The following is a 16,650-nucleotide window of genomic DNA, read 5'->3' as shown; positions in this document are numbered from 1 at the left end:
AAATGCAAAACCATTCGGAGCGCGGTTTCAGATGAAAGCATTGTCGGTTCTGGCGGGATTGTCCCTGTTGGCGGCCTGCGGCGAGTCCTACACGCCAGTGAGTTTCGTCGCCCAAGGCGATCAGATCATCGCCACGGGCACAATTGATCACACCACATTGGATGCGTTCGAAGATGCAATCGAACAGAACCCGCAGGCCTCGACCCTTGTTCTGCAGTACATCGAAGGTTCGGTGGACGATGACGCCAATGTCGTCTTCAGCCGCGTTGTCCATGACGAAGGATTCGACACGGTTGTCCCCTCGGGCGGTCTGGTCGCATCAGGCGGCACCGATCTGTTTCTGGCTGGCCATAACCGCACCTTGCACCCCGGCGCCTGCGTCGGCGTTCACAGTTGGAGTGGGTCGGGAATTGTCGCAACCGAGTTGCCCGAGGATGACCCCGAACATGACCGCTATCTGGACTACTTTCAGGACATTGGCGTCGATGACGAGTTTTACTGGTTCACGCTAGAAGCCGCCCCTGCGGACCAGATGCACTGGATGACCGCCGCCGAGGCGGACCGGTTCGACATGACCACACGCGCAGCACCCCAACTGGGCTCATCCGCCGTCTGCGACGAGCGTTAGGTTCAGCGCGTCAACAACCGCGCGCCGATTTCCTTGACGAATTTGGCGGCCACCATCGCGGTCATGCCATAGGGATCGCGATGCGGGTTCAGCTCGACAATATCCGCGCCGATCAATTGGCCTTCAAAGCGATGGATCAGGTCGATCACATCGCGTGTGCTCAGCCCGCCGGGTTCGTGGTGGGACACGCCGGGCGCAAAGGCCGGGTCCAGCGCATCCAGATCCAGCGACAGGTAAACCGGCCCATCGAAAGACAGTTGCAAGTCCGCGCGCCAGTTGCGCATGTCGACCACCTCGACCCCGAACTTGTCGGCCTGCGCGCGCTGATGCGCGTTCATGGTGCGAATGCCGACCTGTACCAGACGGTTGATCTGACAGCTTTCCATCACCCGCGCAAACGGGCAGCCGTGACCCAGCGGGCCGATATCCTGCGTGTCGTAAAGGTCGGGATGCGCGTCGATATGCAGGATGTTCAACTCCTCGTACCGTTCGGCATGCGCCTTGATCAGAGGGAACGCGACCGAGTGATCACCCCCCAGCGACAACAACCGCGCCCCGGTCGAAATGCGCTGCGCGGCCCCGGCTTCGATCCGGTTGATGGGCTCCTGCCCGCGCATCTCGAACACGTCCAGATCGCCGGTATCCCTGAAACGTTCGGTTGCGCCAAGGTCGGTGCCACCCTCGGCCGTCAGATTGGCGGCACCCGAATGCAGCGCCTCGCGAATGCGTCCGGGTGCGAAGGCCGGACCTTGCAGAAAGGAAGAGTGCAGGTCCAGCGGAACGCCCATCAGGGCGACGTCACCGGGGTTCAGATCATAGGACATGGGCCACCTGTCATCAGATTTTCTGTGATCTGGCGGGTGATGCCGAGAAAGGTCAAGGCCTAACGGCGGCGGATGACCTGCCACAGCAAGATCACCAGCAAAGCCCCCAGCACCGCGCCGACAAAACCTGACAACCACCCCATCATCGTCGCTAAAGCGCGCAGCAGGAAACCCCCGACCAGAGCGCCCACGATACCGATCAGCATTGTCGTGGGGATATCAGCCTCGATCCGCATCAGGCGGGTGGCCAGAAAACCCGCAGCCGCGCCGATGACGATCAGGGCGATGACGGGCATGTCATCTCCTCCAATGGGTCGGCACGATGATCAGCGCGCCGATTGAGGACAAAACCGCGTTCAGCCCCGGTGGGCCAAAGCTGATACCGAACATGATGCGCACGAAATAGAACAGGAAGGCCCCGCCGACGCAGATGATGATCGATTGCAGATAGCCGTTATGGGTAAAGCCGGTTTTCTCGGACAGGTATCCGACGATCCCGGCGATCACGACTGTACCCATCAAGACCATGAACATTCAGTGTTACTCCGATGTCAGCCGTGTGCCGATCGGGATCGGACAGCCGCGCAGAAAGGTTTCCCGATCCTGCGCACCTTTACCAGCCCTTTGCAAGCGCAGCAGCTCGACCGCGCCCTGCCCGCAAGCCACATGCAGATCATCGTTCAGCACCTGCCCCGGCTGGCCCTGCCCGTCTGCGCGGCGCGAGGCCAGCAATTTGATGCGCTCACCGTCCATTTCGGTCCAGGCCCCCGGAAATGGCGACAGGCCACGAATCTGGCGGTCGATCTGTTCCGCCGAGCGCGACCAATCGATCCGCGCCTCGGCCTTGTCGATCTTCGAGGCATAGGTCACACCATCCTCTGGCTGCGGCTCGGGCGTCAGATCGGACAGGCGGCTCAGCGCGTCAACGATCAGATCCGCACCCATAACTGACAGGCGGTCGTGCAGCTGGGCCGTCGTTTCCTCAGACTGAATCGGGGTCGCTTGCCGCAGCAGGACCGGGCCGGTGTCCAGACCGGCCTCCATCTGCATGATACAGACACCGGTTTCCGCATCCCCCGCCATGATCGCGCGATGGATCGGGGCCGCGCCGCGCCAACGCGGCAACAGGCTGGCATGGATGTTCAAACAGCCCTGCGCGGGCGCATCCAGAATGGCTTGTGGCAGGATCAGCCCATAAGCGACGACAACCGCCACATCGGCGTTCAATGCGGCAAAGGCGGCCTGTTCCTCGGGTGATTTCAGCGATACCGGATGGCGGACCATCAGGCCCAGCGCCTCGGCCCGGGCATGAACCGGGGTTGGTCGATCCTTCTTACCGCGACCCGCCGGGCGCGGCGGTTGGCAGTAGACAGCGGCGATCTCATGCCCGGCATCGACCAGCGCATCCAGAACCGGGACCGAGAAATCGGGCGTACCCATGAAAATGACGCGCATGATCGGCTCCAGGTTATGCGGGTGCCGGGCTGAAGCCCGGCCTACGTTGATTTTCGCGCCTTGCGCAGCAGCATGTCGCGTTTGACCTTGCTCAGCCGGTCGAAATACATCCGCCCGTTCAGATGGTCGATCTGATGCTGAACGCTGGTGGCTTCGATGCCCACAAAATCGCGGCGATCGATCATCCCGTTTTCGTTCAGAAATTTGACCGTCACAGCGCGCGGGCGCTTCACTTTGGCCGACACGCCGGGCAGGTTCGGGCTGGCCTCCTCATGTTCGCGCAATTCGATCGAACTGTGCAGGATTTCCGGATTCGCAAGCCGCACGGCCCGGCCCCGCTCGGTCGAGCCATCCACCACGGCCAACCGCAGCATCACCCCGATCTGGGTAGCAGCAAGGCCAACGCCCGGCATCGCCTCCATGGTATCGATCATGTCATCCCAGATTGCGCGGATGTCATCGGTGATTTCAGCCACGTCCGCAGCCTTGGCGCGCAGGCGTTTGTCAGGCCACGGCAGGCAGGTGCGAACCGTCATGTGCGCGCCTTTTCGCGTTTCAGCTTCTGCATCTTGCGCGTGATCATCTGCCGTTTCAGCGGTTTGAGGTAATCGATGAACAACTTGCCGTTCAGATGGTCGATCTCATGCTGTACGCAGGTGGCCCAAAGACCGTCGAACGTCTCGTGCTGGGCGTTACCGTTCTGATCCATCCAGGCCACATCCACGACCTTGGGGCGCGTCACCTCGGCATATTGTTCGGGGATCGACAGGCAACCTTCCTCATACACATTGGTTTCGTCCGAAGACGCAATGATCTCGGGGTTGAACATGACCAGCGGGCGCGGGGCCTCGCCCTCTTCCTTGACGCAATCCAGCACGATCAGCCGATCCAGCACGCCGATCTGCGGTGCGGCCAGACCGATACCGGGCGCGTCATACATCGTCTCCAGCATGTCGTCGGCCAGCTTGCGCAGCTCGTCCGTCAGATCAGCCACGGGCGCGCAGACCTTTTTCAGGCGGGGGTCGGGATGGATCAGGATATTGCGTTTCATGGGGCTGATTTAGGCCATCGCGCCCGCCGCCGCAACGCCCCCCTTGCACATGCCCGATTTGCCGTTAGCTTTCGGCCAGAGAAACGGAGCTGACATGACCTTCAACACCCTGATCGACCGCCGCGGCACCCAGAGTTCAAAATGGGACAAGATGGAGCAACTCTATGGCGTTTCGCCCGAGGACGGGTTGGCCATGTGGACCGCCGATTCCGATTACCAGACAGCCCCCTGCGTGATCGATGCGGTCCGGCGCGCTGCGGATCATGGGGTGTTTGGCTATTCGTGGAAGCACCCCGAGTATCTGGGTGCGGTCCAGTGGTGGATGCAGAACCGGCATGACTGGCAGATCGACACCGATTGGATTCTGACCACGCAAGGGCTGGGCAATGCAATCGCCCTGTGCCTGGACGTCTGGAGCGATCCGGGCGACGGCGTGGTGATCTTCACCCCCGTCTACCATGAGTTCGCGCACAAGGTGAACAAGTCCGGCCGCCGCGTGGTGGAATGCCCGCTGGTCCGAGATGGTGACAGCTATGGGATCGATCTGGAAGACGCGCAGTCGCGGCTGGACGGGTCGGAAAAACTGTTGCTGTGGTGCTCGCCCCAGAACCCCTCGGGGCGCGTTTGGACATCTGATGAACTGAAGGCGGTCGCTGCATTCGCGGAACGTAACGGGCTGATATTGGTATCAGACGAAATCCATCACGATCTGGTTTACCCCGGAGCCAAGTTCGTCCCGATGGATGTTGCAGCGCCCGAGGCGCGCCCTTGGACCGTGACGCTGACGGCAGCATCGAAGACCTTCAACATCGCCGGACAGCGCACCGGCAATATGATCATCCCCGACCCAAAGCTGCGCGCGGCGATGAATCACCGGTTGGTTACGCTGGACTATGACCCCGGCGCACTGGGCGTCGCCATGATCACCGCCGCCTATTCGCCGGAAGGGGCCGAATGGGTCGATGCCCAGGTCGCGCATCTGGACGGCAACCGCCGCCTGTTTGATGCCGCCATCGCGGATATCCCCGGCCTATGGTCGATGCCCCTGCAGGCGACCTATCTGGCGTGGGTCGATTTCTCGGGCACCGGTATGGATCATGCCGAATTTGTCCGACGCCTGCGCGAGGACGCCCGGATTGCCTCGTCTTCCGGCCCCGGATTTGGAAAGGGTGGAGAAACCTTTGAACGGTTCAATCTGGCCACCCAACGCGCACGGGTGGAAGAGGCCTGCGCCCGGTTGAAACAGGCGTTTGGAGACCTGCAATAAGCCTGCTCTCGCCGGGCCGGATTGCTGTAGCGGCACCGACCGACAAAACCCGGCCCGAGAGGTTTCGCCTACTCCTCGTGCCCCAGCAACGCGATTGGGGCATCCGGGGCGCGGTAGAAATCCAGCGGCGCTTTGTCATGGGCGGCGGTGCTGCGCTTGAACTCGTATCGCATTTCGCCACCCTCTTCCTCATCCGCGATGATCAGGCACTGATACAGGTGGTTGGCGCCGTCGTAGATATCGACCAGCCCGCGCAGGCGCGGCGTGGTCTCGGCCTCGACCGTAAAACCGTCTTTCCACAGTTTGAGGATTTTGTAGCGATTGTCGCCAATCTCTACCCGCAAACGGCTGGATTTCTTCAGGGATGCGATTCGCGCAGCGTCTAATTCGGCGCGAATCTCCTTGGAAACATAGGTACTCATCAAAAATATCCCCCTTGAATGCATAATATTGTGAACACCGATACGTAAAAATCCAGTGAACTGCGTCACATAGGCTGAACCAACCGGCAAAATGTTGCGCGGACATCTCAGCGCTGTCTGTGCGCAAGCGCAGGTTGGTTGCGCAAAAGCTGGGATAGGAAGGGCAGCCTCTGCGCTCTATCTTTGCCCTGACACTTGGGATGCGGAGGACGCGCGATGGGCCTGCTGGTCGATGGAAAATGGCACGACACATGGTATGATACCAAATCCACTGGCGGGGCATTCAAACGCAGCGCCGCGCAGTTTCGCAACTGGCTGACCGCCGATGGCAGCGCGGGCCCGTCGGGCAAGGCGGGCTTCAAGGCGGAGCCGGGCCGCTATCACCTCTATGTCTCGCACGCCTGCCCGTGGGCGCATCGCACGCTGATCTTCCGCGAGCTAAAAGGCTTAAGCGATCTAATCCCGGTCTCGGTCGTGCATCCTGACATGATGGACAAGGGCTGGACGTTTGAGACAGACGATCACGGCGCAACAGGCGACGCCCTCTACGGTCTGGATTTCGCCCATCAGATCTATACCAAGGCCGATCCCGGCTATTCCGGGCGCGTTACGGTTCCGATCCTGTGGGACAAGCAGCAACAAACCATCGTGTCGAACGAAAGCTCGGAAATCATCCGCATGTTCAATTCCGCCTTCGACGGGATCACCGGAAACACCGATGATTACTGGCCCGAGGCGATGCGCGACGACATCGAAGAGGTCAACGCCCGCATCTATTCCGACGTCAATAACGGCGTCTACAAATCCGGCTTTGCCACCACGCAAGAAGCTTATGATACCGCCGTTCATCCGCTGTTCGACACGCTGGACTGGCTGGAGGACCGGCTGGGCCACAACCGCTATCTGATGGGGGATCGCGTGACCGAGGCGGACTGGCGCCTGTTCACCACCCTGATCCGCTTTGATCCGGTCTATCACCTGCATTTCAAATGCAACAAAAGGCGGCTGGTCGATTATCCGAACCTCTGGGCTTATACCCGCGAGCTATACCAATGGCCGGGCGTTGCGCAGACGGTGAACATGAACCATATCGTGCGGCACTATCACTACAGCCATGACAGCATCAATCCGCACCGGATCATCCCGGTGAACCCGGCGCTGGACTACATGGAACCGCATGGTCGTGGTCAGCGACCCGCCGCGTAATGTTCAACCATCGCCGCCAGATCCTCTGGCGGCGTTGCACTTTGCACATAGGCACAGGCATTGGGGCTGTGGGCAAAGATGGACCCGTCCGAAAAAAACGTGGTGTTGGTGACAAAGATCACCCGCGCCTCGGGGCGGCGATAACTGGCGAAATCGGCCACGGCCAGCGCACTGCCGCTTTCCAGCACCAGATCCAGCACGATGATGTCAAAGGCCGTGCCATACAGCGCGAGGATCGCAGCCTCTTGCCCGGCGACCAGTTCAACCTCGGCACCTTGTCGTTCCAGATGCCTTTTCCAGACCCGACCAAGGTCGGGGTTACTCTCAACAATCAGAACTTTCATTTGCAACAACCTCGGCACTTGGTATGGTGAGTGGTGCCGACCCCCGTGGTCTGTGATCCCGTGATTTCCTTAACAAAGTGTTAACGATGGTGCCGACACGCGCTGTTCACGCGGATTTGCTTGTCAAAACGGCAAAAATCCGCTTGAAGCAGGTCGAATCCGGCGTTTGGGACTTATGGCGCGATGACTGACACCAATTTGAACCCGCGCACCAAACGCGACCACGGCGGCGGGCTGGACGATGCGATCAAGCGGTATGGCGGCACGCGGGACGGATGGATTGATCTGTCCACCGGAATCAACCCGCACCCCTATCAGGTCTCAGACCTGATCGCGTCAGACTGGACGCAACTACCCGATCATGGCGCGTTCGAACGGCTCAGCGAGGCCGCGCGCCGCTTTTGGTCCGTCCCGGACGCCGCCGCGATTCTGCCCGCGCCCGGAGCGTCAGCCGTAATCGCGCGCCTGCCCGCACTTGCCGCGCCCGGTCGGGTTCAGATCACGACGCCAACCTATAACGAACACGCCGCCGCCTTTTCCGCACAAGGCTGGCAGGTGCATGCGGATGCCCCGGCTGAGGCCCGCGTCATCGTGCACCCCAACAACCCGGACGGGCGGCTTTGGCAGGAGGCCGACGCCAACGCCCCCCTGACAGTGATCGACGAAAGCTTTTGCGACGTAATCCCCGAAGCTTCCTTGATCCATTTGGCATCTCGTCCCGGTATCATTGTTCTGAAGAGCTTTGGCAAATTCTGGGGGCTGGCCGGGCTGCGCCTGGGTTTTGCCATTGGTCAACCTGACACAATTGCCAGGTTGAACGATCTGACCGGGCCATGGGCGGTATCCGGCCCCGCCCTGCGCATCGGCACACGCGCCTTGCAGGACGAGGCTTGGGCCGCGCAAACCCGAACCAGACTGGCGCAGGAGGCAGCCCGTCTGGACACAATGCTGACAAGCAAAGGGGCCAAGCTGGTGAGCGGAACGTCCCTGTTCCGTCTCTATAATGTTGATGATGCGCACGTCTGGCAGGACCGTCTGGCTCAGGCTCATATCTGGAGCCGCATCTTCCCCTATTCCAAAACCTATCTGCGCCTCGGCCTGCCCCCCTCGGATGGCTGGTCCCGGCTGGACGCCGCGATATGAGCGCAGCGCTGCTGCTGGCCTGCGCCCTGTGTCTGGACGCAGCATTGGGTGAGCCTGATTGGCTGTGGTCGCGCCTGCGTCATCCTGCGGTTCTTATGGGAAATGGGGTCGGCCAACTCGACAAACGCCTGAACCGGGGCGGAAACAAACGCCTCAAGGGCGTGATCGCACTGGTTCTGCTGGTCGGCATCGCTGGGGCGTTGGGCTGGCTTCTGGCCTTGCTGGGACCGGTGGCCGAGATCGTGATTTGTGCGATCCTTGTGGCTCAGAACTCGTTGGTTGCCCATGTCCGCGCCGTGGGCGACGGGTTGCTTGACTCGATCACCGAAGGACGCGCCAAGGTCGCCATGATCGTCTCGCGCGATATCTCCGACATGACCGAGGCTCAGGTCGCGCGCTCTGCCATCGAAAGCGCCGCCGAGAACCTGAGCGACGGCGTCATTGCGCCTGCTTTCTGGTTCCTGATCGGGGGGCTGCCGGGGCTGCTGATCTACAAGGCCGTCAACACCGCAGACAGCATGATCGGATACCGAAACGAGACTTATCGCGACTTCGGCTGGGCCTCGGCCCGGTTTGACGATCTGCTGAATCTGATCCCGGCGCGGCTGACCTGCCTGATGATCGTCGCACTGTCCGGCCAATGGTCCCGCTGGACCGAGATCATCGCGGACGCGCGCCGCCATATCTCACCCAATGCCGGATGGCCCGAAGCGGCAATGGCGCGCGCGCTGGGTATCGCCTTGGCCGGACCTCGCAGCTATCACGGGCAATTGCGCGATCTGGCCTGGGTGAACGGGGATGCAAGGCGCGAGATCGGCGCGGCAGAGGTTTTCCGCGCATGTCACATGCTGTGGGCCGTCTGGGGGCTTGCACTCGGCCTCGTGTCAGTGTGGGTTGGGGTTACGCTGATTTTCTAAAGGACGCCCCATGCGCTTGTTGCCTTCTCTGTTCGCCGCCGCCTTGTTTTCGGCACCCGCTTTTGCCCAATGCGGTGGCGGGTTCAGTCAGTTCGTGGGCGGCCTGAAAACCGAAGCGGTGCAGAAGGGTTTTGATCAGGGCACCGTTGATGCGTTCTTTCAGGGCGTTCAGCAGGACGGCGCCGTGCTGCGGGCTGACCGGGCGCAGGGCGTGTTCCAGATGCCTTTCATTGATTTCTCGCGCCGCCTGATCTCGCAAAACCGGATTGACCGCGGCCAGTCCATGTCGCGCAAATACGAGGCCGTGTTTGACCGGATCGAGCGGGAATACGGTGTCTCGCGCGGCGTGTTGCTGGCCTTCTGGGCGTTCGAAACCGATTACGGCGCGGTTCAGGGCGATTTCAACACCCGCAATGCGCTGGTGACGCTGGCCCATGACTGCCGCCGCCCCGAACTGTTTCGCCCGCAGATCTTCGCCGCGATCGAGCTATTCAGCCAAGGCAATTTCAACCCGCAGCGCACGACCGGAGCCTGGGCCGGTGAGATCGGTATGGTTCAGATGCTTCCGCAGGACATTCTGGACAATGGTGTAGACGGGGATGGGGACGGTCAGGTTTCGCTCAAGAGCTCAGCCCCCGATGCGCTGATGTCCGGGGGCAAGATGCTGTCCCATCTGGGCTGGCAACCCGGCCAGCCCTGGTTGCAGGAAGTCACCGTGCCAGCGCAGATGGACTGGTCCCTGTCAGGCCCCGGCAAACCGCGTTCGGTGGCCGAGTGGCAGGCAATGGGCATCGAGGCACGCAGCGGATCTTTGGCCGACCTGCCCGCCTCACTGATCCTGCCGCAGGGCCACAAGGGTCCTGCCTTTCTGGCCTATCCGAATTTCGACGTCTATTTCGAATGGAACCAAAGCTTCGTCTACGTCCTGACCGCCGCCTATTTCGGCACCCGTCTGGAAGGCGGCCAGATATACAACGCGGGCAACCCGACACCGGGCTTGTCGGATGCCCAGATGAAACAGCTACAAACCAAGCTACAGGCGCGCGGGCATGACGTCGGCAAGATCGACGGCATTCTGGGCGCAGGAACCCGGGCGGCTGTTCAGGCGGAACAGGTGCGGCTGGGATTGCCGGCGGATGCTTGGCCAACGGCGGAATTGCTGGGGAAGTTGTAGCCCATTAATCGCCTTGATCGCTTTCAAAGACAGGCCGCGGTGCACCTGTATCGTCCAAAGCAACAAATACGAAATCCGCGTCGGTTACCTTTTGACCATTGTGGGATTGTCTCGGGCGTGCCCAGACATCCACATGCACACGCATGGATGTGCGACCAATTTTAACCAACGTTGCGTAAAGCGTCACTTCATCCCCAACCTTGACCGGTTGCAGGAACTGCATTGCTTCGACCGATACCGTCGCTGTTCGCCCCTGTGCCACGCGCGCCGCCATATTGCCCGCAGCCAGATCCATTTGCGACATCAACCACCCACCGAAAATGTCACCCGCCGGATTGGTGTCAGCGGGCATCGCAATGGTGCGAATGACAAGAACGCCGTCATCTTGCTGGCGACCATGCGATCCTCGTTTTTTTCCAAGTGCGAGCCGTGTGTCGGTGTCTTCAGTCACAGATCAAGTCCTTCGATGGGCAGATGTCAGGCAAGTATCTCGTCAGTCTGACAAGTTTAGCGTTCAAACTAAAGAGACGACCTATTTGCATGGTGGTTAAAGGCTGACCACATTGCCGACTATCACTCCGGCCGCACCGGATACCGATCCCCCTTCTCATCGATCAGGATCAACCGCTCTCCACTGCGCACATACAGGTCACACCGGCTGAAGCCGTTGCGATAGGCGATGCAGACGCTGCCATCTTCGGCGATGCTGTAGGTGCCGAAGGCCGATTCTCCGCTGGCATAGGTGTAGGAATAAGCCCCGCCCGCCGAAAACTTGGATTGACCGTCATCGTAAAAAGTCAGCGTGCGGCCCGCCAATGCATCCAGTTCCTCGGGGCTGAGGGGGACGTCGCCGGGTTTGGTTGGCCATTCAGCCGCCGCAAGCGGGCTGGCCAATAGCAGGGCAAGGATCAGAATACGTCTCATGCGCCCAAGTTAGCCCGATATCTTCGCAACGTTCATAACGTTGCGGTGAGCGGTCAGGCCACCATCTGCTCGGCCTTTTTCAGATCGACCGAGACCAGTTGGCTGACGCCCTGTTCCTGCATGGTCACACCAAACAGCCGGTCCATCCGCGCCATCGTCACCGCGTGGTGGGTGATGATCAGGAACCGCGTGTCGGTCTGGCGGCACATCTCGTCCAGCAGGTCGCAGAAGCGGGTGACGTTGGCGTCATCCAGCGGCGCGTCGACCTCGTCCAGAACGCAGATCGGGGCGGGGTTGGCCAGAAAGACGCCAAAGATCAGCGCCGTCGCGGTCAGGGTCTGTTCACCGCCCGACAGCAGGCTGAGGGTCGACAGCTTTTTACCCGGCGGCTGGCACATGATCTCAAGCCCCGCATCCAGCGGATCGTCGCTTTCGACCATGACCAGATTGGCCTCACCGCCGCCAAACAGGTGCTTGAACAGCATCGCAAAGTTCGAGTTCACCTGTTCGAACGCGGTCAGCAGTCGCTCGCGGCCTTCGCGGTTGAGGCTGGCGATGCCGCTGCGCAGGGCCTTGATGGCCTCTTCCAGATCGGCCTTTTCGCCGTTCAGGGTGTCGAACTCTTCCTGAACGTCCTTGGCATCCTCCTCGGCCCGCAGGTTCACCGCGCCCATCGCGTCGCGCTGGCGCTTGTGGCGGTTTACCTCGGCCTCAAGTGCGTCGGCGGCGGGCATCTGGTCCGGGTTCACGTCCAACTGGTTCAACAGTTGGTTTGGCGTCAGTTGCTGATCCTCGGCAATCCGCTCTGCTGCGGCGACGACGCTTTCCTTGGCCGCATCGCACCGCGCCTCGGCGGCCGCGCGGGTTTCGCGCGCCTCGGAGGCCAGCCGTTCCGCTTCACGCTCGGCCAAGACAACATCGCGCTGCTGGGTCTCGGCTTCGGCCAGCTTGTCCGCGGCCTCGGCACGGCGGGCCTCGGCGGTTTCGATCAGCTCGTTCAGTTCCTCACGCGCCTCGGCAATCTCGCCGGGGGCGGCCATGGCCTCGGTCAGTTCCTCTTCCGAGCTTTCCTTGCGTTCGGCCAGTTCCGATATGCGCTTTTCGGCGGTTTCCAAACGGTGCTTCCACCCGCTGAGGTCTTTCGTTACCTCCTGACTGCGGCGCGTCCGCGCCTCGCCCTCGCGGCGCAATTCGTCATGGGTCGAGCGGTGGGTCAGCATGGTGATCCGCGCCGCCTCAACCGTCTGCTTGATATCTTCAACCTGCGCACGGGCGCTATCGAGGTCACCCAGACCAGTCAGCGCGCCCTCAGCTTCGCGCAGCTGTGCGCGGGCCGACATGGCGTCTTCTTTGTGGCGGTCCACGGCCAGCGTCAGTGTTTCCAGCTTGCCCTGTGCCAGATTGCGGTCGGCCTCGGCCCGGCTGAGCAAGCGGGCGGTTTCGGCCATGCGCTGGTCGGCGGCACGACGGGCTTCGCGTGCGCGGCGGTCGGCCTCTGTCACATCAGCCAGTTGCTGCGACAGCGCCTCATGCGCAGCGCGGGCACCATCGGCCTGCGCCTCGGTCCGGGCCAGTTCCTGTTTCAGCGCCTCCAGCTTGTTGAGCTGTTCCAGCCGCAGGGCCGCCGCACTTGGCGCATCCTCGGCCCAGGCACGGAATCCGTCCCAGCGCCACAGATCGCCCGAGCGCGATACCAGCCGTTGACCCGGCTGCAATGATGCCTGCAACCGCGCACCCTGATCCGCATCAACCAGCCCGATCTGAGCAATCCGGCGGCTGAGACGATCGGGGCCGGATACATGCAGCGCCAGCGGCTCAGCACCTTCCGGCAGTGGTTGGTCTGCGTCATATCCCGCAACCTGCACCCAGCCCGACGGGCCATCTCCATCCACCAACGGAGCACGCAAATCATCGGCCAATGCCGCGCCCAGAGCTTTTTCATAGCCCGGCTCAACACGCAGCAGGTCCAGCACTTGCCCGCCCTCGGCTGTATCTCGTTCGACCAGTTTGGCCAGCGCCGACGTCTCGGCGCGAATTGCGCCCAGCTCGCCCTCAGCCTCGGACCGTTGCGCACGGGCCTCGGCCTCACGCGCCTGGGTGTCGTTGCGCAACTCATCTGCGGCGGCCAAGGCCTCTTCGGCGGCTTCAGCCGCTTCGCGGGCCTCTTCTTCGCCCTCTTGCGCAGACTCGAACGCCTCGCTGGCCCGAGTCAGGGCCGATTTGGCGTCAGCAACTGCCGAGCGGGCCTTGTCCTCTTCGGCTTCCGACCGGGCCAATGTCTTGCGGCTGTCCTCGACCAGACGCTGCGCGGACTGGTGACGCGCGACAAGGCGGGCCATATCCTCGGTCTGCTGTGACAGGTGATCCTCGCGGTCCTGCAGCACCGATGCGGCCTCGCGCGCAATCTCAGCGGCCTCAGAGACCTTGTCGTCATGCCCCTCGGCGGCCTTGGCCAGTTCGCGGGCTTCCCATTCCAAACGCTCGATCATCTCACCCGCGTCGCGGTTCAGACCGGCCTCGCGCTCGATATCGTTGCCCAGTTGCCTGATCCGGTTGGTCAGCGTCTCGATGGTCTGGCGCGCGCGGGTCTCCTGATCCGAAAGCTGATCGCGCTGCACCTGCTGGCGTTGCAGGACGGCGGCGGCGATGGCTTCTTCCTCGCGCAGGGGTGGCAAGGTCTCTTCGATCTCGGCGCGTTTGGCGGCTGCGGCGCGGGCTTCGGCCTCGGCCCGGGACGCTTCGGTCAGGCGCTCGCGTAGCTTTTCCTCGGCCTGCTGGCGGGCCATGTCGGCCTCTTTCCAGCGGCGATACAGCAACATCCCCTCGGCCTGCCGCAATTGCTCGCCAATTTCACGATACCGCGCGGCCTGACGGGCCTGACGCGCCAGCTGCGCCAGTTGCGCGCCCAACTGTTCCAGCACGTCATCGACACGGGTCAGGTTGGTCTCGGTCCCTTTCAGCTTCAACTCGGCCTCGTGCCGGCGCTGATAAAGGCCGGAGATTCCCGCAGCCTCCTCAAGAATGCGGCGGCGGGCGCGGGGCTTGGCGTTGATCAGTTCGGCAATGCGGTTCTGCCCCACCAGCGCCGGGGAATGCGCCCCGGTCGAGGCGTCGGCGAACAGCATCTGCACGTCACGCGCCCGCACGTCCTTGCCGTTTGTCTTGTAGGCACTGCCCACATCGCGGGTGATGCGGCGCACGATCTCAAGCTGATCGCTGTCGTTGAACCCCGAGGGCGCGAGGCGTTCTGAGTTGTCCATGGTCAGGACCACTTCGGCGAAATTGCGCGCCGGACGCGTGGCGGCACCGGCAAAGATCACATCCTCCATCGCGCCGCCGCGCATGGATTTGGGGCGGTTTTCGCCCATGACCCAGCGCAGAGCCTCAAGCAGGTTGGACTTGCCGCAGCCGTTCGGCCCCACCACACCGGTCAGCCCGTCCGCGATGATCAGATCGGTCGGATCAACAAAGCTTTTGAAGCCGGTCAGTTTGAGTTTGCTAAAGCGCAAAAGCGACGAGTCCCTTGATTCCTGTTGTCAGGAAGTCTGCGCAACGGAGGGGCGAGGTGTCAACGTGATTGCGCAGGATATGGGATATTGGCCCGACTTATCCACAATATCTTGCCGAAATACGCAAATAAGCGCAGTTCTCAATATGGCGTACACTCGAACACTTCGTAGGCATAGCCGCTGGACGCGCCATAGTTGATACATTCGTAATTGGGTCGCGAGATGGCGGTCAGCAGCAACCGCTCCCCCGCCTCGCGGTCGCAACCCAAAACGCCGACCGTCACCGCCGCATCGCCCAGCACATCCAGGATCGGGCAACCCGACACCTGCGCCATGGCCAGCGCTGCACGATCCCGGATTGGGCCAAGGCGTGGGGCGTATTGCGCGTTGACGCGGACCGCCTCGGCCAGTTCGCCGCGCACGCGCACGTCAAACACACTGCCGTTTACGGCAACGCGCGTGGCAGGGACGTTGCGAAAATGGGGCGTGCCAGCCGAACAGGCCGCAAGCAGAAAGAGGGCGAGATACCGGATCATGCCGCAGGGTTGCAGTAAATTGGTTAACAGACCCTTTCCGCGTCAGGCCCGCAGCACGTTGCCCAACCTGCGAATACCTTCGCGGATCGTTGCCTCATCCGAATTGGAAAAGCTCAGCCGGATGGTATTGGCCCCGCTGCCGTCCGGAAAGAACGCCTGACCGGGCACAAACGCCACTTTCTCGGTCGCCAACGCACGCGCCAGCAGGTCGGACCCGTCTGTGCCCACCGGAAGCGTGACCCAGATGAACATGCCGCCCTCGGGCCGGGTCCAGACCACGCCATCCGGCATGTGCTGCTGCAAGGCGGCCAGCATCGCATCGCGCCGCGCCTGATAGGTTGCGCGGACCTTGGGGATATGGGTGTCGAAACACGCCTCGGCCACCTGATGCACGGCCATCTGGTTGATGGTGGCCGAGTGCAGATCAGCGGCCTGTTTCATCAGCACCATCTGCGAGATGACCGGCTTGGCAGCGACCACCCAGCCCATCCGCAATCCCGGCGACAGTGTTTTCGAAAAGCTGCCGCAATAGATCGTGCGGCAGTTTTCAATCGTTCCTTTCTGCGCAAGTTCCAGCGCCAGAACCGGTGGAATAGCCTCGCCATCATAACGCAGGGCCTGATAAGCCCCATCCTCGATCACCGCGCATTCCAGTTCTTCGGCCAGGTCCAGCAGCGCCTCGCGCCCGTGCAAATCAACCGTCTCTCCGGTCGGGTTCGAGAAATCCGGTGACAGATAGGCGAACTTGACCGCCCCGTCCCCGGCCGCCTCACGATATTCCCCAGCACCGCGATTGCCGTTGATGCTGAGCCGGTCAAACCGCGGCTCATAGGCGTTGAAAGCTGCCAAAGCCCCAAGATAGGTCGGCCATCCGACCAGGGCCGTATCGCCCGGCGACAGGAACAGCTTACCAAGATAGTCCAGCGCCTGTTGCGAGCCCGAGGTGATCAGGATGTTGTCGACCTCGCACTCGACCCCGATCTCCCGCATATGGCGGACCAGCCACTCGCGCAGCGGCGCATAGCCTTCGCTGACCGAGTATTGCAGCGCCTGCGCCTGAGTGTCCGGCCCAAGTGCTGCCTGGAACGCCTGCGAAAACGCATCTGCCGGGAACAGGGCCGGATCGGGGATTCCACCAGCGAATGAGATGATGCCGGGCTGGTCCAGCAGTTTCAGCAATTCCCGTATCTCGGACGCTTTCATTCTGGATGTACGGGTGGCGAACAGGGTCTGCGCGGTCATGAGGCTCC

At 62.0% G+C, this 16,650-nt stretch carries 19 protein-coding genes; 6 read left to right on the top strand and 13 right to left on the bottom strand.

Translation table 11 applies throughout. The features are described from left to right. The first annotated feature begins 31 nt into the window (after nt 1-31). Nucleotides 32-628 (top strand): Clp protease/crotonase-like domain-containing protein, encoded by a 597-nt coding sequence (locus ACR0MO_RS16435; RefSeq protein WP_170454675.1) that lies wholly within the window; start codon nt 32-34, stop codon nt 626-628. Nucleotides 629-630: 2 nt separating this feature from the next. Here ACR0MO_RS16435 and speB read toward each other — a convergent pair whose 3' ends face one another. From speB to def (ACR0MO_RS16405), 6 genes are read right to left on the bottom strand one after another with little or no spacing between them, the layout of a single operon-like run. Beyond that, entirely contained in the window at nt 631-1,452 is an 822-nt protein-coding gene (speB, locus tag ACR0MO_RS16430) for an agmatinase (protein ID WP_170454677.1), read from the bottom strand. A gap of 59 nt (nt 1,453-1,511) precedes the next feature. Then, nucleotides 1,512-1,748 carry a GlsB/YeaQ/YmgE family stress response membrane protein gene (locus ACR0MO_RS16425; RefSeq protein WP_480892318.1) on the bottom strand — a complete coding sequence of 79 codons (237 nt, stop codon included), beginning with the start codon at nt 1,746-1,748 and terminating at the stop codon, nt 1,512-1,514. A gap of 1 nt (nt 1,749) precedes the next feature. Continuing rightward, nucleotides 1,750-1,986: a hypothetical protein gene (locus ACR0MO_RS16420; RefSeq protein ID WP_170454681.1), complete on the bottom strand. Its 237-nt coding sequence runs from the start codon at nt 1,984-1,986 to the stop codon at nt 1,750-1,752. A 6-nt stretch (nt 1,987-1,992) separates the two neighbouring features. Next, nucleotides 1,993-2,907, bottom strand: a complete 915-nt coding sequence (fmt, locus tag ACR0MO_RS16415; protein WP_170454683.1) for a methionyl-tRNA formyltransferase — start codon at nt 2,905-2,907, stop codon at nt 1,993-1,995. 41 nt (nt 2,908-2,948) lie between these two features. Then, nucleotides 2,949-3,443 carry a peptide deformylase gene (def, locus tag ACR0MO_RS16410; protein WP_170454685.1) on the bottom strand — a complete coding sequence of 165 codons (495 nt, stop codon included), beginning with the start codon at nt 3,441-3,443 and terminating at the stop codon, nt 2,949-2,951. Beyond that, complete coding sequence (gene def / locus ACR0MO_RS16405; protein ID WP_170454687.1) at nt 3,440-3,958, bottom strand: peptide deformylase; 519 nt, start codon at nt 3,956-3,958, stop codon at nt 3,440-3,442. Before def (ACR0MO_RS16405) ends, def (ACR0MO_RS16410) begins: the two co-directional genes overlap by 4 nt. A gap of 94 nt (nt 3,959-4,052) precedes the next feature. On the opposite strand from def (ACR0MO_RS16405), the gene ACR0MO_RS16400 reads away from it, so the two are divergent. Continuing rightward, nucleotides 4,053-5,225 carry a MalY/PatB family protein gene (locus ACR0MO_RS16400; protein WP_170454689.1) on the top strand — a complete coding sequence of 391 codons (1,173 nt, stop codon included), beginning with the start codon at nt 4,053-4,055 and terminating at the stop codon, nt 5,223-5,225. A 68-nt stretch (nt 5,226-5,293) separates the two neighbouring features. Here ACR0MO_RS16400 and ACR0MO_RS16395 read toward each other — a convergent pair whose 3' ends face one another. Next, complete coding sequence (locus ACR0MO_RS16395) at nt 5,294-5,647, bottom strand: hypothetical protein (RefSeq protein WP_170454691.1); 354 nt, start codon at nt 5,645-5,647, stop codon at nt 5,294-5,296. 216 nt (nt 5,648-5,863) lie between these two features. On the opposite strand from ACR0MO_RS16395, the gene ACR0MO_RS16390 reads away from it, so the two are divergent. Next, complete coding sequence (locus ACR0MO_RS16390) at nt 5,864-6,853, top strand: glutathione S-transferase family protein (protein WP_170454693.1); 990 nt, start codon at nt 5,864-5,866, stop codon at nt 6,851-6,853. On the opposite strand, the gene ACR0MO_RS16385 is transcribed toward ACR0MO_RS16390, so the two are convergent. Then, complete coding sequence (locus ACR0MO_RS16385) at nt 6,835-7,197, bottom strand: response regulator (RefSeq protein ID WP_170454695.1); 363 nt, start codon at nt 7,195-7,197, stop codon at nt 6,835-6,837. The genes ACR0MO_RS16390 and ACR0MO_RS16385 overlap by 19 nt on opposite strands. Nucleotides 7,198-7,380: 183 nt before the next feature. Here ACR0MO_RS16385 and cobD point away from each other — a divergent pair, with 183 nt between their 5' ends. Genes cobD through ACR0MO_RS16370 form a run of 3 tightly spaced genes read left to right on the top strand, consistent with a single transcriptional unit; the run spans nt 7,381 to nt 10,431 of the window. Next, nucleotides 7,381-8,340: a threonine-phosphate decarboxylase CobD gene (gene cobD, locus ACR0MO_RS16380; RefSeq protein WP_480892316.1), complete on the top strand. Its 960-nt coding sequence runs from the start codon at nt 7,381-7,383 to the stop codon at nt 8,338-8,340. Beyond that, entirely contained in the window at nt 8,337-9,257 is a 921-nt protein-coding gene (gene cbiB / locus ACR0MO_RS16375; protein ID WP_480892313.1) for an adenosylcobinamide-phosphate synthase CbiB, read from the top strand. The genes cobD and cbiB overlap by 4 nt, the downstream gene beginning before the upstream one ends. Before the next feature lie 10 nt (nt 9,258-9,267). Then, nucleotides 9,268-10,431: a lytic murein transglycosylase gene (locus ACR0MO_RS16370; protein WP_480892310.1), complete on the top strand. Its 1,164-nt coding sequence runs from the start codon at nt 9,268-9,270 to the stop codon at nt 10,429-10,431. 4 nt (nt 10,432-10,435) lie between these two features. Here ACR0MO_RS16370 and ACR0MO_RS16365 read toward each other — a convergent pair whose 3' ends face one another. From ACR0MO_RS16365 to ACR0MO_RS16345, 5 genes are all read right to left on the bottom strand, one after another. Further along, complete coding sequence (locus ACR0MO_RS16365; protein WP_170455039.1) at nt 10,436-10,783, bottom strand: acyl-CoA thioesterase; 348 nt, start codon at nt 10,781-10,783, stop codon at nt 10,436-10,438. A 221-nt stretch (nt 10,784-11,004) separates the two neighbouring features. Continuing rightward, nucleotides 11,005-11,355 (bottom strand): hypothetical protein, encoded by a 351-nt coding sequence (locus ACR0MO_RS16360; protein ID WP_480892308.1) that lies wholly within the window; start codon nt 11,353-11,355, stop codon nt 11,005-11,007. A 53-nt stretch (nt 11,356-11,408) separates the two neighbouring features. Beyond that, a complete protein-coding gene (locus tag ACR0MO_RS16355; RefSeq protein WP_480892306.1) occupies nt 11,409-14,864 on the bottom strand; it encodes a chromosome segregation SMC family protein in 3,456 nt (1,151 codons plus the stop codon). A 140-nt stretch (nt 14,865-15,004) separates the two neighbouring features. After that, nucleotides 15,005-15,400 (bottom strand): hypothetical protein, encoded by a 396-nt coding sequence (locus ACR0MO_RS16350; RefSeq protein WP_170454709.1) that lies wholly within the window; start codon nt 15,398-15,400, stop codon nt 15,005-15,007. A 42-nt stretch (nt 15,401-15,442) separates the two neighbouring features. Next, nucleotides 15,443-16,642 carry an aminotransferase-like domain-containing protein gene (locus tag ACR0MO_RS16345; RefSeq protein WP_170624265.1) on the bottom strand — a complete coding sequence of 400 codons (1,200 nt, stop codon included), beginning with the start codon at nt 16,640-16,642 and terminating at the stop codon, nt 15,443-15,445. Nucleotides 16,643-16,650 lie beyond the last annotated feature (8 nt).

It is taken from the genome of Ruegeria sp. K5 (assembly GCF_056531805.1).
The sequence above is the reverse complement of the archived record's forward strand: the minus strand, read 5'-3'. Positions and strand labels throughout refer to the sequence as shown.

Excerpts from the sequence above, each read along its gene's own strand:
- def (WP_170454687.1), bottom strand. The coding sequence starts at position 3,958 with ATGAAACGCAATATCCTGATCCATCCCGACCCCCGCCTGAAAAAGGTC.
- ACR0MO_RS16370 (WP_480892310.1), top strand. The coding sequence starts at position 9,268 with ATGCGCTTGTTGCCTTCTCTGTTCGCCGCCGCCTTGTTTTCGGCACCC.
- cbiB (WP_480892313.1), top strand. The coding sequence starts at position 8,337 with ATGAGCGCAGCGCTGCTGCTGGCCTGCGCCCTGTGTCTGGACGCAGCA.
- ACR0MO_RS16395 (WP_170454691.1), bottom strand. The coding sequence starts at position 5,647 with ATGAGTACCTATGTTTCCAAGGAGATTCGCGCCGAATTAGACGCTGCG.
- ACR0MO_RS16420 (WP_170454681.1), bottom strand. The coding sequence starts at position 1,986 with ATGTTCATGGTCTTGATGGGTACAGTCGTGATCGCCGGGATCGTCGGA.
- ACR0MO_RS16350 (WP_170454709.1), bottom strand. The coding sequence starts at position 15,400 with ATGATCCGGTATCTCGCCCTCTTTCTGCTTGCGGCCTGTTCGGCTGGC.
- ACR0MO_RS16425 (WP_480892318.1), bottom strand. The coding sequence starts at position 1,748 with ATGCCCGTCATCGCCCTGATCGTCATCGGCGCGGCTGCGGGTTTTCTG.
- ACR0MO_RS16435 (WP_170454675.1), top strand. The coding sequence starts at position 32 with ATGAAAGCATTGTCGGTTCTGGCGGGATTGTCCCTGTTGGCGGCCTGC.
- ACR0MO_RS16390 (WP_170454693.1), top strand. The coding sequence starts at position 5,864 with ATGGGCCTGCTGGTCGATGGAAAATGGCACGACACATGGTATGATACC.
- def (WP_170454685.1), bottom strand. The coding sequence starts at position 3,443 with ATGACGGTTCGCACCTGCCTGCCGTGGCCTGACAAACGCCTGCGCGCC.
- ACR0MO_RS16360 (WP_480892308.1), bottom strand. The coding sequence starts at position 11,355 with ATGAGACGTATTCTGATCCTTGCCCTGCTATTGGCCAGCCCGCTTGCG.
- speB (WP_170454677.1), bottom strand. The coding sequence starts at position 1,452 with ATGTCCTATGATCTGAACCCCGGTGACGTCGCCCTGATGGGCGTTCCG.
- ACR0MO_RS16365 (WP_170455039.1), bottom strand. The coding sequence starts at position 10,783 with ATGCCCGCTGACACCAATCCGGCGGGTGACATTTTCGGTGGGTGGTTG.
- fmt (WP_170454683.1), bottom strand. The coding sequence starts at position 2,907 with ATGCGCGTCATTTTCATGGGTACGCCCGATTTCTCGGTCCCGGTTCTG.
- ACR0MO_RS16345 (WP_170624265.1), bottom strand. The coding sequence starts at position 16,642 with ATGACCGCGCAGACCCTGTTCGCCACCCGTACATCCAGAATGAAAGCG.
- ACR0MO_RS16385 (WP_170454695.1), bottom strand. The coding sequence starts at position 7,197 with ATGAAAGTTCTGATTGTTGAGAGTAACCCCGACCTTGGTCGGGTCTGG.
- cobD (WP_480892316.1), top strand. The coding sequence starts at position 7,381 with ATGACTGACACCAATTTGAACCCGCGCACCAAACGCGACCACGGCGGC.
- ACR0MO_RS16400 (WP_170454689.1), top strand. The coding sequence starts at position 4,053 with ATGACCTTCAACACCCTGATCGACCGCCGCGGCACCCAGAGTTCAAAA.